The sequence below is a fragment of the Paenibacillus sp. NPDC057967 genome, assembly GCF_042887015.1.
Lineage (GTDB): Bacteria > Bacillota > Bacilli > Paenibacillales > Paenibacillaceae > Pristimantibacillus.
The window spans coordinates 141,380-156,565 of the sequence record NZ_JBHVQB010000006.1; the positions used below are offsets into that span (position 1 = coordinate 141,380).

The window sequence follows — 15,186 nt, forward strand, 5'->3', positions numbered from 1 at the left end:
GTGAAGCCGGCCGGCTTGAATAACAAGGATAAATTCTCGAAAGATCCCTCTCAAGCGCTAGAGCAGCTGATGGAAGGTTTCGGCTCGACGGTCATGTACACCGCTTATTTTTATACCGGGGATCGGCATCTTGCCGAGGATATCAGCCAAGAGGTATTCCTGCGCGCTTATCGCAACTGGAACTCGTTCCGCGGAGACAGCACGGTCAAAACCTGGTTGACGACGATCGCCATCAACGTTTGCAGGGACAAGATGGGTGTGCGTATGTTCGCGGAACAGGCGACCGATCCTAGCCAGATGGAGCGGGGACGTACATTCAACGTGGAAGAAGAAGTGCTTAGAAGATTGCAGAAAAGCGAGATTTTGCGGCATTTGCTGTGTCTGTCTCTGCGCTATCAGGAGGTTTTGTATCTATATTATTATCTGGACCTGAGCACACGGGAAATAGCGGAAGCGACGTCGTCGCCCGAGGGCACCGTGAGAAATAGACTGCACCGGGCGCGCGAAGCGCTGGCTCGGGAACTGCGCAAGGAGGAGACAGCTAATGAAGGATATAGATAGTAAATTGCGTCAACAATTGCGAAAGGAGTCGGATGATATGTTGTTTTCAGGAATGGAATTGAGCGATAGCGTTAAACAGAAAATAAGGAAGCAAGCCGCTGTGGAGCAGAAAAGCCGCAGATTCGTTCTTCCGAAAGCATGGTTTGCGGGATCGGCTGGGCTGGTCGCTGCGGTCGTCATTATCGTGGCGGGATTGCCGATGCTGCAAGAGCCCGCCGCAGTACCGACGCCAACGGATTCGGCGGGAATCGTGATGCCCGGAAACGGAGGAGCCACAGGTTCTGAGCTTTCCCAATTGATTACGACTTCGTTCGAAACGGCGGAGGCAGCGAAAACGGCATTCGGACCTGGAGTGCTTGCTCCTAGAGTCGCCCCGGAAGGCTTCCAATTGACTGAAATCGCCGGCGTGGGGATGAAGGACCAGCCGCTCAGAGATTTGAACTTCACATACGGCTCGGGTGATAAGACGGTGACGTTCAGCGCGAGCCGCATGCCGGCGGCATTCCCGACGGACCTGTTCACACGGACGGAAGTGGGCGGAGTGGACGGTTATATTTTCGAGCAAGCCCAGTTCACGGAGCTGTTCTGGGTGGTTGACGGGATTCAGTATAGTTTGGCCGGCCCGATCTCTGGCGACGAGGCAATGAAGATCGCCGAATCGGTCGAGCCTTAATAAGTGGATACGTATATTTCGTGTGTTTAATGATAAGGCCCACCCGTCGAGGTGGGCTTTTTTCGGCTGTAATAAACTTGCTTAAAAGGATTGATAGGAGGCTTTCCCAAAAAGCCATCAGGGTGGCGATGCCCCTTTTCTCATAATGTCAAGCAAAAGGAAGCTGTTTCTTGGTAAAATGGAGGTACCGCTCAACCTTTTACGAATGGGATGATTTCCCTTTGAAAAGAATGTTGATGCTGTATTTTTTGATTTTGCAACAAGGTCAAAAGGGGGAGTGATCTTATGCTGTACATGGTTTTAATTGTAATAACGGTTGTTTTAATCATTCAATCGGTTTACCTTGTGTATTACAAAAGCCAAATTAAAGATATCGGCAACCAATTATCCTTTATATCGGAGCAACATTCATTCAAAATGATTCAAACGCAGATTAAACCAAAAGAAATTCATCGGTTAATCCATTTATGTAACGCAATGCTTCGTGATCAACGAAAGCTGAACCAAAATTTTATTGAGCAAAAAGAAGAAATCAACGCCACAATTATGAGCTTGTCCCACGACATACGAACCCCACTGACTTCACTTGACGGTTATCTTCAATTGGCGGAAAGATCCCGGAGCTCCAAAGAAAAAACAGAGTATGTCTTGATGGCTCAGAGCAGAATCAAGCAAATTATTACACTTATGGACGAACTGTTCCTGTACACGAAGCTGAAAAACCCAGACTACAATTTGGAGCTTGAACCGGTTGATGTGATTAAAGTGTTAAATAAACGTCTGTTTACGTTTATTGACGATTTTTCGCGTATTGGCTATGAACCAGACATCTCCATAGCGGAAGCACCGCTTTTTATAGAAGGAAATGAAAGCGCGTTGGAAAGAGTGTATGAGAATATTATGAAAAATTACTTTTTGCATGGTACAGGCGCTCTAAGCATTCGTTATGAAGAGAATCAGAACAAGGTTTTATTTCATTTTTCCAATATGCAAAAGCGAAATCAACCGCTTAATCTGGATAAAATATTCACTCGTTTTTACAAAGAAGATCCGTCGCGCCCTAATCAATCTTCCGGACTGGGACTCTTTATCGTAAAATCGCTGATGGAGAAAATGAATGGTTATGTGCAAGCTGACCTAAAGGATGACCAATTTTACATTAGCGTGGCTTTTAATAAAAGCGCAAAGGAGAATCGACGTGTACATGGACACGACCCAGCCCAACATTTTAATAGTCGAGGATGATGAGCATATCAACAATATTATTTTTGATGTGCTCCAAAAAGAAAATTTCATAGGCACACAAGCGTATTCCGGAAGTGAGGGAATCATGAACGTTACCCGCCAAGAGTATCAGCTTATTATTTTGGACCTTATGCTGCCTGGCTTGTCGGGAGAAGATTTTATGCATCAATTAAGAATAAACCTAAGCATCGACACACCGGTTATTATACTTTCGGCGAAGGACAAATTGGATCATAAGTTAAACTTGTTTAAGCTCGGAGCTGTTGATTATGTCACGAAACCGTTCGATGTGGAGGAATTGCTTGCCCGAATCCATGTACATTTAAAAAGAACATCTCGAACATCCGTCACTCGATATCGTCATAAAAATCTAGTTTTAAATAGCGAAGCTATGAGTGTAAAAGTCAATCATACAGATTTGAAGCTCACAAGACAGGAATACAAAATCCTTGAGCTGCTGGTAAAAAATCCTGAGCGGGTGTTTACAAAGCAAGACCTGTATGAACTTGCATGGGAAGATATATACATAGGTGAAGATAAAACGATTACCGTTCACATTAGCAATATTCGCAATAAAATAAAAAAGCATGACGAGGAAACTTATATCGACACGATTTGGGGAATTGGCTTCAGGTTGAAAAAATAAAATCTCTTTGAACATTCTTAATGATTTATTGACGATATGTTAGCTTCTTTTTGTTATTTTATTGCAAGGGGGTGTAAATATGTCGGAAGCCATTATTGAAGTTAGTCAATTAACGAAGCAATTTAAATCGAAAATTGCTGTGAATAAGGCGGATTTCAAAATAGGCAAAGGTGAAATTTTTGGCTTGATTGGCCAGAATGGAGCGGGGAAATCTACCTTGCTAAAGATGATTGGAGGTTTGATGTACCCGACATCTGGGGAAATTAAATTATTTAATCGTACAGTGAAGGATAGTCATCCTTATTTTGAACGAATAGGCATACTCATTGAAAATGCAGGGTTATTTCCTCATTATAATGCGTATGAAAACTTGGATTTAATAGCTATTTCCTACGGACTGACTAATCGGAAAAGCCATATTAACAAGCTGCTGAAGCTTGTAGGATTGGATGATTCAAACAAGTCCAAGGTGAAAAATTATTCAATGGGCATGAAGCAAAGGCTAGGGATTGCTGCTGCATTAATTGGAAGCCCGGATGTTTTGATACTGGATGAACCGATTAACGGGTTGGACCCGCAAGGAATTTCCGAGATCAGACGAATGATTTTGGAATTGAATAAAGCAGGGATGACCATTATTATTTCAAGCCACATTTTGGAGGAGCTGTCGAAAGTAGCGACCCAATATGCCATCCTTCATCAAGGAGAGGTTATTGAACACCATTCCAGGGAGCAATTGCTGCTTCAATGTGAAGACCGTATTGAAATAGAAGTGGAAAAAGCAAGCTCGGCTGTTCCCGTCTTAGAGCAACGTTTGAACATTAATCATTACAAAGTGATCAGTGAGCATATTGTGTATGTATATGATTCCCATATTGAAAACCAACAAATCATTAAGAGCTTAGTAGAAAACGGAGTAACTGTTCATTCCATCACCAAGCATAAACAAAGCTTAGAACAATATTTTTTGGCACGGACGGGAAGCGAAGGTGATAGCCATGATTAATATTTTCAAAATGGACTTTCACCGTTTTAAAACAAATAAAATGATCTATATATTACTGCTGATCTTTTTTGCTTTTCAAATTTTTGGCATTTATATGCAAAAGAAATATGAGCAGCCCGGAGAAAACGGGGGGATGCTGATCAGCACGATGAATGAAAGTCAATTCATCCAAGTCATAATGGCTCAAACCCCATCGTGGATGCTGGTTTATATTGCGGTATTCAGCGTTTATTTTTATATGAGCGAATATAGCTGCGGGTTCTATAAAAATTATATAGCTATGAAGAATGCCCGGATGTACTCCGTCATATCAAAAATCTTAATTACAGGTCTATTCACGCTTTTTATGTTCATCGTCATGTTCGCTGCGGATATGATCGGAAGATCGCTTTTCTTTGATCAAGCAGCTCTTGGAGATGGGGGGTATTTAGCGAAGTTATTGATCGGACAATTTTTACTTCATTGGGCATTTTCAATTGTAATCTTATGCATCTCCATCATTAGTAAAAGCTTGATTGCCAGCATTGTAGTCGGATTTGTTTTATCATTGAATGTTTTTGGAATGGTTATAAGTGCTTTGGAGTCCTTGATTGGTCAGGTTAATTTGTCCCCCTTCTTATTAGTCAATACGATCGTCAGCCCAAGGGATTTTCATCATATAAATGATCTTGTTCACGTAGCTGGCGTGGCGATTGTCTTCATCCTTATATTCTCATTTATTGCTGTCAGATATAAGATCAAAGAGGACTTGAGATAATCGTTGGACGGTGTTGGTTATAGATCCGAACTCTTGATTTTGGGAGTTCGGATTTTTTTAGCTACCCCCACTGATAAAAATCTATAAGAATCAACATTAGCGATATATGGAATCAGAAGCGGCAGAGATGCCGTTTTTTTGTTGATCTTTTACGTTCTATAGACATTTGGAGTATGGTAAAGGTTTATAAACGTTGACATGATACTAATAACTCTAATTCAATTCTTCCGCGAAGTGCTCAGGGCGCTTCGCGGACCGTTGTCATTATGATAAAGTAACAAATCAAGAGTGCCAATTAACTAAAGAAGATTTAGGAAGAGATAAGAACCCCATATTGTTTGAAAAAATGATTAATTGCAGAGCTATCCATGTTCACATCAGGCAGGTCTTCCGGATAATAAATACCAGGAGCTAACGGATTTTTTTCTAATCTAAGCAAAAGCTTTTCTGCTTGCACAGCAGCTCCCAAGGCGGTGAGATGAGTCTGTCCCAGCGGATCAGAAATCCCTATTCTCCGTTCAACCCAGTGCCCGTTATGGTCACGGCCCTTTAGATGAATAAGCAAGTGATGTGCGCTGCCAGTGCCCGGATTGTAGATCAGACTTCGTCTAAATGAAAGGAATCGTTCCCCGCTAATCAACTTCCATATTCCGCTCTTGACCAGTCCAACAAGTCCGTAGGTCGATGCTTTACTATCGAAGGAAATGCGGAAATTGGCGGAGTCGATATGATCTGGCTTGAGCAGAGTCACATGATCGGGGGTGTCGAGCCGATAACATTTTGTTGCGTATCCGTTAGGAAATTGTACTTTCACCGGGTCGGTCATTGGAAATACAAGACGACTTCCTGTTGGTTCTGTAATATAGAATGGAATGCTCATACGATCCATATACGCCATAGAGTCGGGTCCCGCCTTGTCGCGCAGAGAGTAAAGAGCATGAATATCCACGGAGACATTTTGAAGTGATGCTGAATTTAGCATAGCGAACAGTGAAGCAGTCCCCGCCATCCATCCGGAAGATAGAACGACAGGTGCATGGAGCTCCCTGTTGTTCAATTTAGCGATCGATTGTTGAAATATCTCTGTCCAACGCGTGAGATCAATAAGTGGAATCTTTCTTCTAACGGCAGACAGAAGCAGCCGGTCCTGTAGATCGTTGACGGCGTTAACGATCAGCGATATATTGTCGCCTGCATAGAGCAGCGGATCTTCCGCATTATTATCAACAACGACGGTTTGGACTCGTTTAGAATCGAATGGTGCTGCTTTTCCCGGTGATCTTCCACCTAGTGCAATATCCAGATCGGGATGCCGATCGTGTAATATTTGGGCGATCTGTTTGCCTACTTCACCGTATCCGCCTACAATAAGAACCTTTTTTTTACTCATAAAACAAACCTCCAATTAAATGTTTAAGTGTTTAATTTATTCGACATAATGGTCTTGAAAAAAGGAATGACATGTGCCAGCCAAGTTAATGGCATTAGTACTGGCATTCCACTTCAACGAAATGTACAAGTTGTTTCATAAGTGCTATCACTTCGTTAAACTCAAGACTGTAAAACATCTCGGTACCCTTTTTCTGAACCTTAATCAGTCCTGCTTGCCGTAAGATTTTCAGGTGATGAGAGACAGTCGGCCGTGACATGGGAATATGCTCTGCGATCTGCGACACATTCATAGTCTCTCTATCAATCAACAGCGATATGATCTGCTGACGAATAGGGTCTCCCAAGCCTTGAAAATAGGGACTTAGATTCTCAAAAATATGAATTGCCTTCTGATTCCCGATAAATTCGCTCATGGCTCACTCCGTTATAATGTTTAATTGCTTAAACGTATTATAATGTGTTTTGTAAAATAAATCAATGTGAGTAATTGGGGTAGTGCAAGTTCTAACGCACCTAATAAGGGTTGCGTTTTTTATATACATTCTAACTAATCCGCTAGCACTGCTCCAACTGATCAATCAAATTCCCTGGCCCAACGAATACAGATCCGCCATTTTGAACCGTCTTCCGTATAAGTTGAATCAAACTGTCCTTGTCCATCGGGATATCGGCTAACCCAGCAAAGGTTTCTGCCGTTTCGGGTTCATGCTTCGCTCCCCAGGCTGATAACTCCCACAGGACTGGCAATAAATCCAACCCGGCCTCCGTTAATGCGTACAGGTCTTTTCTTTTGTCAGTGGGATGAGGGCTCTTGGTAATCAGTCCCATTGCTTCAAGACGGGACAAGCGATTCGTCAGTATATTTCTAGCAATCCCTTCATCCGAAGCAAGGAATTCTCCGAACGTTTTCTTTCCTGCAAATATGATATCCCTAATGATAAGCAGTGACCAGGAGTCGCCTAATAGATCAAGAGAAAATGAGATCGGACAATCCGATCTTCTTTGTGGTTTGGAATTTTGCATAGGGCCTCCCTTGACTTCATGAATTGATTATAATTATAATAAAGTTAGTTTCAAAATGCAACTGAAATGGAGGGGGATGCAATTGAAATTTATGTTGGTGTATAGAGGCGGTGCCGTTCCGGAAGATCAACTTGATCGGAACATTAATGAACTATGGGGATGGCTCGACAATCTAAAGGAGAATGGGTACGAAAAGGTTCGTTTTGCGGGAAGCGGTCGTAAAATCATTTCGCAGGATTCGATTGATGATTACTCCGGGGACATATTCGGCGTTTCCATTATCGAAGCTGGTTCTTTGGAGGAAGTGGTCTCGCTGACTTCAGATTGGCCGGAATTGCAATATGGGGGCAGGATTGAGATCGTAGAAGCGATAGGTGATTAACATGTCCGATACGTATATATTGAATTTGTTCGCAGATCTCAGACAACAAATATTGAGTGTCATAACAAGACTGTCAAAAGATCAAATGGAGCACATTCCTAAAGGCTTCAACAACAATCTCCATTGGCAAGTCGGACATGTGTTGACCATTACGGATGATCTAATATTTGAGTTTTCGGGTGTCGGGGCAAGGATTCCACAGCACTATAGAACTTATTTTGCTTCAGGCACAAGTCCCTCAAGCTGGCCGGGGCAACCGCCAGGGATTGACACGCTTCTTACAGAATTGGAGAATCAGATGGTGGAAATAGGCAAGAAGTATGACGGACTGCTGGCACAGCCTGTAGCAGATGAGAACAACTTTCTTCAAGCAAGGGTAATCGGCGAATTATTTCATGTTCTAATCGCCCATGAAAGTACGCATCTAGGCATGATCATTGCGATGGACAAGGTATTGCAGCATGAATAAGTGGATAACGCTAGCTGTGGTAATCTGTGTTCAGTCATGCAAAAAAGCGATGAGAAATAAATCTCATCGCTTTCGTCTCAAGGCATTACAAAAGCACTATAGATCACCTTTTACATATTCAAAGGGATTTTCGCATGAATAAATTTCATCGAAAAATCCCCTATACGGGATATCGTCTTCCAGACATTTGATGCGATACGACAAATCCTCGTCACACTCTGGATCCTCGCCGTTGTTCCGCATGACCTCGAATGAATCTACAATCCCTTCCATAAGGGTTGCCTTTAAAAACAAAGGAAACTTATCCAGCATCGAATTGTCGATGCTGGTCTCGGATCTGTATCCCTCGATGACCGTTGCGAAATAATCATCCATAAACTTCTTGCGCTTGCCGGCGTCTGGTTCGAATTGTATCCAGCCCACACCGTTGGTCCATAGATCTGTCAGGTCATACATATACCAGCCGAAACATGAATTATCGAAATCATATACCGTGATTTGCCCGTTACTGAAATCAATCGAATAATTCCCATCGTTGAGATCAAAATGGAGCATCCCATAAGACTCACGGTCCATATCCAACTCTTCTAAGCTCTTCAGGAGCTCTAACATCTTCTCCTTAAGCAGATATAATGAGTCGGGGATCAGCTTGTCGATATATTGGGTGTTATATTTATCAAAAAAACGATACCGTCGATGGACGGGCGTATAGCCCTTCGATATATGGTGGAGCTTCCCCAGCACCTTCCCGCAATTGTAGAAATACTCGGAAAGCGGTACGCCTTCCCGGTACTGATAGTGGTTTTCGACCATCATTTTTCCTTTGGCCTTTACAAACAGGCAGATAACAAAGGTATGATGCTGAAGGACGATCTCTTCCAGCAGATTCCCGTTCCGGGAGCTGACTACATCCGAGACGCTTCCGCCATGCTCAAATAAATACCGGATATACTCCACCTCGGCCAGATAATCCTCCCGGCTCCTGTCAGGCAAGAATGAAATTCTGAGTATGAATGCGTCTTCGCTTTCTTTCCCACAGGTAAAAACGACATTCCGACCCCCGTCATGCGCAGGAATCAGCTTGAATTCATAGCCTTCCAATCCATACAGTTCTAATACTAATGGAAGCAAATAGGCATCACTGATTTGAACAACCTCGTTATGATTTATACAATCTCCTCCAGTCAAAATGTTTTACAACGACTTCCCGTAAACCACCTTGTTTGACATGAATAACTCACTCTTTTCAGTTGTCTTTTACTTTACCTATAAATGCCAGCCGCATTCCAGGGAAACTTTGTTTATAATTGATTTTTTGTTGCGGAAGTGCGCCACGAAGAACCATCCAGCAGCTTTCTTGTTTAGGGACAAGGTTTCAAAATTTTAGCAAAACATGTATTGACAATTCAGCTACTACGTAATACTATGTAGAGGTAGTAAGTAATACTTGATACCAGTCATACAGAATAGCGAAGGAATGATGAGGTTGGAAAACTTAACAGAAATGCTAAAAGGCGTGCTGGAGGGCTGCGTTCTTGAAATTATTAGCCGCAATGAAACCTACGGATATGAAATCACGCGGCAGCTGAACGCCCTTGGCTTCCAGGATGTAGTGGAGGGAACGGTGTACACAATCCTGATCCGTCTTGAAAAAAACAAGTTAGTGGAGATCACCAAGAAGCCTTCCGATATGGGACCGCCGAGAAAGTTCTTCTCGCTCAACGACGAGGGGCGCAAGGAGCTGCAGAAGTTTTGGGAAAGATGGGGATTTGTATCCTCAAAAATGAATGAGTTAAAGGAGAACAGACAATGAACTTTTGGGAGAAAATCACTGGAAGCGACATGACTAAAGAGTTTAAAGCTTTTGAAGCGCGAGCGGCAATGCTGCCGGCTGATTATCAAGCGGCATGGGACAAAATCAAAACCAATCTGTGGCAGCACTCCGATTTCACTGGGCGCAACCTTATGCCCATTCTTGACGGTGTGCTTGGCCTGCTCGAAGAAACGGCTGCTGACGGCCAGAGTGTCGGGGAGGTTCTGGGCGACGATATCAAAGGCTTCTGTTCGGCGCTAGTAGGCGAAGAAGGGGCAAAGTCTTACCGCGACAAGTGGCGCGCGCAGCTCAACCATAATATCGCCAAAAAATTAGGCAAATAGGAGGAAAATATAATGAGCATTCAAGATATCATCCAAGGCAGAAAAGAGTGGCGCGCGCATGTGGCGCGTGTCAAAGCGCTCCCGCAAGATTATCGGATTGTGTACAAGGAAATTCAAAAATATCTGATTAAGGTTGGCCCTGTTGAGTTAAGCGAGGGGACGGGATTGCTTTCGGGGATTGTAGATTTATTTGAAGAGGGTGCGGCCTCGGGAAAAGGTGTCCTCGAAGTGACGGGCAGGGACGTAGCGGCTTTCTGCGACGATCTTATCAAAGACTCCAAAACTTACGCTGACCTCTACCAAGAAGAGATTGACCAAAAAGTGAACAAGGCCATGAAAAAGGTGACGGATAAATTAAAGTAAGGGGGATTCACATGGGAAAAGCAATTGAAGTAAAAGGCCTGCGAAAGTCTTTCAAGGACAAAGAAGTCCTGAAGGGCGTCGATATTGAAGTGAAGCAAGGTGAGATATTCGCTCTGCTCGGCTCCAATGGCGCTGGCAAGACGACGATTGTTAAAATTCTTACCACACTGCTTGCTCAGGACGGAGGTACCGCCGTCATTAACGGCTTTGACGTCGCGTCAAAGCCCAGCCATGTAAGGCAGTCGATCAGCCTGACCGGCCAGTTCGCCGCCGTGGATGAGATATTGACCGGGAGGGAAAATCTTATCATGATTGCGAGGCTGCGGCATCTCGATAACCCGCGTCAGGTGGCGGATAACATGCTGCAACGCTTTGGACTGACAGACGCCGCCGACCGCAAGCCGTCCACGTATTCGGGCGGTATGCGCCGCAGGCTCGACATTGCCTTGAGCCTTGTAGGAAATCCGCAGATCATATTTCTCGACGAACCGACGACTGGGCTTGACCCCGAGGCACGCATCGAGGTTTGGAAGATTGTCAGGGAGCTCGCCGACAGAGGCACGACGATATTCCTGACCACACAGTATCTGGAGGAAGCCGAGCAGCTTGCCGATCAGATTGCCATCCTTCATGAGGGCAGGATTATTGCTGGCGGCACGCTTGCGGAACTGAAAAAGCTGTTCCCGCCCGCAAAGGTGGAGTATGTGGAAAAACAACCGACTTTAGAGGAAATATTCCTCGCCATCGTCGGCAAATAGGAGGAGAAGTTAATGGAGTCCACCAAAAACTACTTTTTCAGCGATATGCGTGTGATGCTGGGACGTTCTATGCATCATGTATTCCGCAGTATGGATACCATCATCACGGTCTGCATCACTCCGATTGCGATGCTGCTGCTGTTCGTCTATGTGTTAGGAGGCGCAATCCAGACCGGTACGGATAACTATGTGAACTACTTGCTGCCCGGTATTCTGCTGATTGCGATTGCAAGCGGGATATCCTATACGGCTTACCGCCTGTTCCTCGATAAGCAACGGGGCATTATTGAACGGTTCCACTCCATGCCGATCGCGCGTTCCACTGTGTTGTGGGGGCATGTGCTGACCTCTGTCGTATCCAACGCCATTTCCGTTATCGTCATTATTCTAGTAGCACTCCTTATGGGCTTCCGTTCATCGGCTGGGATACTATCTTGGCTTGCTGTAGCCGGTATACTCGTGCTGTTCACGCTGGCTTTGACCTGGATCGCGGCGCTTGCCGGACTGTCGGCAAAAACGGTGGAAGGTGCAAGCGCGTTTTCTTACCCCCTAATATTCCTGCCTTTTATCAGCTCGGCGTTTGTGCCGACGGAGTCGATGCCGATGGTCGTCCGCGTCTTTGCCGAAAACCAGCCGGTAACTTCAATCGTGTCAGCCATCCGCGCATTGCTTGCCGAACAGCCTGTCGGTCATGATATTTGGGTTGCGTTAGCATGGTGCTTAGGGATACTGATCGTCGCCTATTTCTTTGCAATGCGCGCCTACAAACGCAAAGCCGTTTAATGTTTGCAAACTTAACATGATAATTGTTAGTCCTATTTTCTAAGTGGTCTATAAAACGCACAAATATCATCGGCCATCGCCCTAGGCTCTTCCATAGCTGTAAAATGTCCGCCGCGAGGCATGACAGACCAGCGTGTTATATTCAAGTTGCGCTCGGCCCATTCCTTGGGAGGCAATAGGACATCTTCTGAAAATAGGGCTATGCCTGTCGGCACGTCGATGCGGCCTAATGGCGGCAGAGAATGTGAGTTTTCATAATACATTTGTGCTGTTGAACCAATGGTATTGGTAGCCCAATAGATCATAATATGAGTGAGCAGCTCATCCTCGCTAAAGACTTGACTAAGGTCTCCCTTACAATCGCTCCAGGAACGGAATTTCTCAATGATCCAGCTGGCCAGCCCTACTGGCGAATCAGAAAGTCCATAAGCTAGAGTTTGCGGTTTCGTGGACTGAATGGACATATACCCGCCCTCTCGATTAATCCAATTTGCAGCATTTATTTGATATTGCCGCTCTTCTTCCGAAAGGTTTTCCGAGTTATTGGAGTTCAGGAGACTTCGAATAATACCGACATCCGTCAGATGGATGCCGATCAGTCGCTCAGGATAGTTGGCTGCCAGGTATCTTGTGACACCAGAGCCCATGTCACCGCCTCCGGCAGCGAATTTTGGGTAGCCTAATTCTGTCATGAGTTTCGTCCACATCTCGGCGACACGAAAGTTATTAATGCCAGGGGAGGCAGGCTGACTAGAAAAACCAAACCCGGGCAATGAAGGGACGATGACGTCAAACGAGTCCTCAGGATTACCGCCGTAGCTAGCTGGATCAGTCAGAAGAGGTATAATCTTTTCGTAACGAAGGTAACTGTCAGGCCAGCCGTGGGTCAGGATAATGGGCAGAGGATTGGGGCCTTTGCCGCGCTCATGTATGAAATGCACCTTTATATCATCAATATCGCAAGTGTATTGGGCAAATTCATTCAACTTTGATTCTTGTGCGCGCCAATCATAATGGTCCCTCCAGTACGAAACGAGAGATTGCAAATAACCTAATTCAGTTCCCCGTTCCCAATCGGAGTTCTCTAATTGCTCCGGCCAACGAATATGTTGCAGTCGGTATTGGAGATCATCAAGCAGCTCATCGGGGACATGAATATGAAAACGTTCGACAGTCATAATAAATTCCTCCTTTGTTATTTGCATGTTCATTATATCCTTTGATAGGGTATGGTACACTGTTATATATGAAGCAATGAACTATACGATTTGATAGGTGATTACGATGCCTCAAGTAGATCGGTACAAGAATCGAACCGTAAATATTGAGTTTTACGCAGTTGAGGATTGCAGTCTGCTCCCTTACACTGACCGGTATTCGCTAATTTTTATTACTTCTGGCAGTATGAAGGGGATATTAAACGATCGTCCTATATCTATTCATGCGCCTGGTATATTTTGTTTAGCTGGAGATGATGAATGGCAAGTTACAGAGAAGCATGAGCTTGCTGCACAATCATTTAATTTCCATCCCGAGTTTCTCATATCTGCCGTTCATGTTGAGACACAGGATTATTCGCAGGCGGCTCCAAGGATACAAACAGGTCGTTCATTTTTTCAAAGAGAACATCCGTATAGGGCAGTTCCTCGTATAACCGAAAAAGCATATCCGTATTTGTTCCAGTGGTTTTTTGTTCTGGGCACAGAAGTACAGGCGCAAAGTGATGAACGCTGGGCATGCCGAATCAAAAAGTATCTGATTCAAATAATGGGATTGTTAGAGGATTTGAATCGGGATAGCCAGCACTCGCCTGTTGATGCCGTATTAGAATATATTCACACCCATTATCCCCAAAAGATTTCATTAGAGGATCTGACGAAGTGCGCTCATATGAATCGTGTGACGCTTAATCAATTATTTCAGGAACGATGCGGCTATACCGCGATCGGCTATTTGCTTTCACATCGATTGAAGATGGCATGCGATCTGCTGACCCATACCGATATGAGTCTTCATGATATTGCTGGCGCGATCGGATTCCAGTATGACACTTATTTCATCAAGCAATTTACAGCTAAAAAAGGCATGTCGCCGACATCCTACCGGAACATCTCGCGAAAGCTCGCTACTAATGTGTAAGAGCGCATAATAAATCAAACATAGGAGAATATCATGTCTTGGAGCAAATTAAAGCAGCAATTGGAGAGCTTTCTTAGTCCTTCATTACAAGGAAAAGTAGAATATCGCGCAACCGGCTATCGGTATTTGCCCGATAAAGCAGGGATTTGTTATATCGCAGTTGATAAAAAAAATATGTTAAACATGAACGATGCGGCTACTTTAATCAAATGGTATACATCGGAGCAGGAAATCAAAAGCGATTCGAGTATTGATATTCGGATCAGCTCCGAACAAATAGAAGATGTCAGAAAGGATACGGATGGCAAGATTCCGGAGGATCGTCTAATCGTCATTGCGCGAAGCAGAAAGCTATCCGAATTATCCAAAGAGCTTATGGCAGCACAAGCCTCGCTAAGCAAATCCAATTTTATAACGGTGGCTAATCAATTTTTGTCTACGCCTATTGAGGAAAGCATTGAAAGCAAGGATATACTATTAAATATTTTGGCATTGGTGGACAGGCGAGTCGGAAAAAAACGGATTTTGAACATGTCCGAAAAAATTAAGCTAAAGCATCCGGCTGTGCAGTATTTTTATGAATTAAGGCTTGGCACGGTCTAAACCGGGCTCTCAAAGTAAAGATAGATGTATATCGAACACGTCGTATTCGGCGTGTTTTTTTGTTGTCACAAAATAAGGTGTATCGCTAGTTATAGTTATGTAGTCTTTATAAATCACATATGAAAAGGGGAGTTGTATCGAATTGCACAAGCATAGACTCAAATCATTAATTGTACTCATCATATTGATTTCACTAACCGTCATAACTGCGGGATGTACACGGCCCGAA

At 44.1% G+C, this 15,186-nt stretch carries 20 protein-coding genes; 15 read left to right on the forward strand and 5 right to left on the reverse strand.

The annotated features are described in order from the left end of the window. The 6 genes from ACFVSO_RS16840 (at position 1) to ACFVSO_RS16865 (ending at position 4,888) form a co-directional block, all read left to right on the forward strand. The gene (locus ACFVSO_RS16840; RefSeq protein ID WP_387475560.1) at positions 1-561 is read left to right on the forward strand and encodes an RNA polymerase sigma factor; all 561 of its coding nucleotides are present in this window, start codon (positions 1-3) and stop codon (positions 559-561) included. Then, the gene (locus ACFVSO_RS16845; RefSeq protein ID WP_387475562.1) at positions 545-1,234 is read left to right on the forward strand and encodes a DUF4367 domain-containing protein; all 690 of its coding nucleotides are present in this window, start codon (positions 545-547) and stop codon (positions 1,232-1,234) included. The genes ACFVSO_RS16840 and ACFVSO_RS16845 overlap by 17 nt, the downstream gene beginning before the upstream one ends. Before the next feature lie 285 nt (positions 1,235-1,519). Further along, positions 1,520-2,479, forward strand: a complete 960-nt coding sequence (locus ACFVSO_RS16850) for a sensor histidine kinase (protein WP_387475564.1) — start codon at positions 1,520-1,522, stop codon at positions 2,477-2,479. Next, entirely contained in the window at positions 2,439-3,125 is a 687-nt protein-coding gene (locus ACFVSO_RS16855) for a response regulator transcription factor (protein ID WP_387475566.1), read from the forward strand. Before ACFVSO_RS16850 ends, ACFVSO_RS16855 begins: the two co-directional genes overlap by 41 nt. Positions 3,126-3,204: 79 nt before the next feature. Beyond that, positions 3,205-4,131: an ABC transporter ATP-binding protein gene (locus ACFVSO_RS16860; RefSeq protein ID WP_387475568.1), complete on the forward strand. Its 927-nt coding sequence runs from the start codon at positions 3,205-3,207 to the stop codon at positions 4,129-4,131. Continuing rightward, positions 4,124-4,888, forward strand: coding sequence for an ABC transporter permease (locus ACFVSO_RS16865; RefSeq protein WP_387475570.1), 765 nt, complete (start codon positions 4,124-4,126; stop codon positions 4,886-4,888). The genes ACFVSO_RS16860 and ACFVSO_RS16865 overlap by 8 nt, the downstream gene beginning before the upstream one ends. 310 nt (positions 4,889-5,198) lie before the next feature. Here the strand turns inward: ACFVSO_RS16865 and ACFVSO_RS16870 are convergent, their stop codons facing one another. The 3 genes from ACFVSO_RS16870 to ACFVSO_RS16880 all read right to left on the reverse strand — a co-directional run bounded on the left by ACFVSO_RS16870 (position 5,199) and on the right by ACFVSO_RS16880 (position 7,303). Next, positions 5,199-6,278, reverse strand: a complete 1,080-nt coding sequence (locus tag ACFVSO_RS16870; RefSeq protein WP_387475572.1) for a saccharopine dehydrogenase family protein — start codon at positions 6,276-6,278, stop codon at positions 5,199-5,201. A 94-nt stretch (positions 6,279-6,372) separates the two neighbouring features. Next, positions 6,373-6,693, reverse strand: a complete 321-nt coding sequence (locus ACFVSO_RS16875) for an ArsR/SmtB family transcription factor (RefSeq protein ID WP_387475574.1) — start codon at positions 6,691-6,693, stop codon at positions 6,373-6,375. Positions 6,694-6,835: 142 nt separating this feature from the next. Further along, positions 6,836-7,303: a winged helix-turn-helix transcriptional regulator gene (locus ACFVSO_RS16880; protein WP_387475576.1), complete on the reverse strand. Its 468-nt coding sequence runs from the start codon at positions 7,301-7,303 to the stop codon at positions 6,836-6,838. Between the two features lie 82 nt (positions 7,304-7,385). Here ACFVSO_RS16880 and ACFVSO_RS16885 point away from each other — a divergent pair, with 82 nt between their 5' ends. Together ACFVSO_RS16885 and ACFVSO_RS16890 are read left to right on the forward strand one after the other, a co-directional pair. Beyond that, a complete protein-coding gene (locus tag ACFVSO_RS16885; RefSeq protein WP_387475578.1) occupies positions 7,386-7,685 on the forward strand; it encodes a YciI family protein in 300 nt (99 codons plus the stop codon). A gap of 1 nt (position 7,686) precedes the next feature. After that, on the forward strand, positions 7,687-8,154 hold the full coding sequence (locus tag ACFVSO_RS16890) for a DinB family protein (protein WP_387475580.1): 468 nt from the start codon (positions 7,687-7,689) through the stop codon (positions 8,152-8,154). 96 nt (positions 8,155-8,250) lie between these two features. Here the strand turns inward: ACFVSO_RS16890 and ACFVSO_RS16895 are convergent, their stop codons facing one another. Further along, positions 8,251-9,324 carry a phosphotransferase enzyme family protein gene (locus tag ACFVSO_RS16895; protein ID WP_387476220.1) on the reverse strand — a complete coding sequence of 358 codons (1,074 nt, stop codon included), beginning with the start codon at positions 9,322-9,324 and terminating at the stop codon, positions 8,251-8,253. Between the two features lie 334 nt (positions 9,325-9,658). Here ACFVSO_RS16895 and ACFVSO_RS16900 point away from each other — a divergent pair, with 334 nt between their 5' ends. Genes ACFVSO_RS16900 through ACFVSO_RS16920 form a run of 5 tightly spaced genes read left to right on the forward strand, consistent with a single transcriptional unit; the run spans position 9,659 to position 12,215 of the window. Beyond that, complete coding sequence (locus ACFVSO_RS16900) at positions 9,659-9,967, forward strand: PadR family transcriptional regulator (protein ID WP_387476222.1); 309 nt, start codon at positions 9,659-9,661, stop codon at positions 9,965-9,967. Continuing rightward, entirely contained in the window at positions 9,964-10,311 is a 348-nt protein-coding gene (locus tag ACFVSO_RS16905; RefSeq protein ID WP_387475582.1) for a DUF1048 domain-containing protein, read from the forward strand. Before ACFVSO_RS16900 ends, ACFVSO_RS16905 begins: the two co-directional genes overlap by 4 nt. Before the next feature lie 12 nt (positions 10,312-10,323). Beyond that, positions 10,324-10,674, forward strand: coding sequence for a DUF1048 domain-containing protein (locus ACFVSO_RS16910; protein ID WP_387475584.1), 351 nt, complete (start codon positions 10,324-10,326; stop codon positions 10,672-10,674). An 11-nt stretch (positions 10,675-10,685) separates the two neighbouring features. Then, positions 10,686-11,432, forward strand: a complete 747-nt coding sequence (locus ACFVSO_RS16915) for an ABC transporter ATP-binding protein (protein WP_387475586.1) — start codon at positions 10,686-10,688, stop codon at positions 11,430-11,432. 12 nt (positions 11,433-11,444) lie between these two features. Then, positions 11,445-12,215 carry an ABC transporter permease gene (locus ACFVSO_RS16920; RefSeq protein ID WP_387475588.1) on the forward strand — a complete coding sequence of 257 codons (771 nt, stop codon included), beginning with the start codon at positions 11,445-11,447 and terminating at the stop codon, positions 12,213-12,215. Between the two features lie 32 nt (positions 12,216-12,247). On the opposite strand, the gene ACFVSO_RS16925 is transcribed toward ACFVSO_RS16920, so the two are convergent. Then, positions 12,248-13,393: an epoxide hydrolase family protein gene (locus ACFVSO_RS16925; protein WP_387475590.1), complete on the reverse strand. Its 1,146-nt coding sequence runs from the start codon at positions 13,391-13,393 to the stop codon at positions 12,248-12,250. 496 nt (positions 13,394-13,889) lie between these two features. Between ACFVSO_RS16925 and ACFVSO_RS16930 the strand changes: the two genes are divergently transcribed. Beyond that, positions 13,890-14,354: a helix-turn-helix domain-containing protein gene (locus tag ACFVSO_RS16930; protein ID WP_387475592.1), complete on the forward strand. Its 465-nt coding sequence runs from the start codon at positions 13,890-13,892 to the stop codon at positions 14,352-14,354. A gap of 33 nt (positions 14,355-14,387) precedes the next feature. Then, on the forward strand, positions 14,388-14,957 hold the full coding sequence (locus tag ACFVSO_RS16935) for an SF0329 family protein (protein WP_387475594.1): 570 nt from the start codon (positions 14,388-14,390) through the stop codon (positions 14,955-14,957). Positions 14,958-15,186 lie beyond the last annotated feature (229 nt).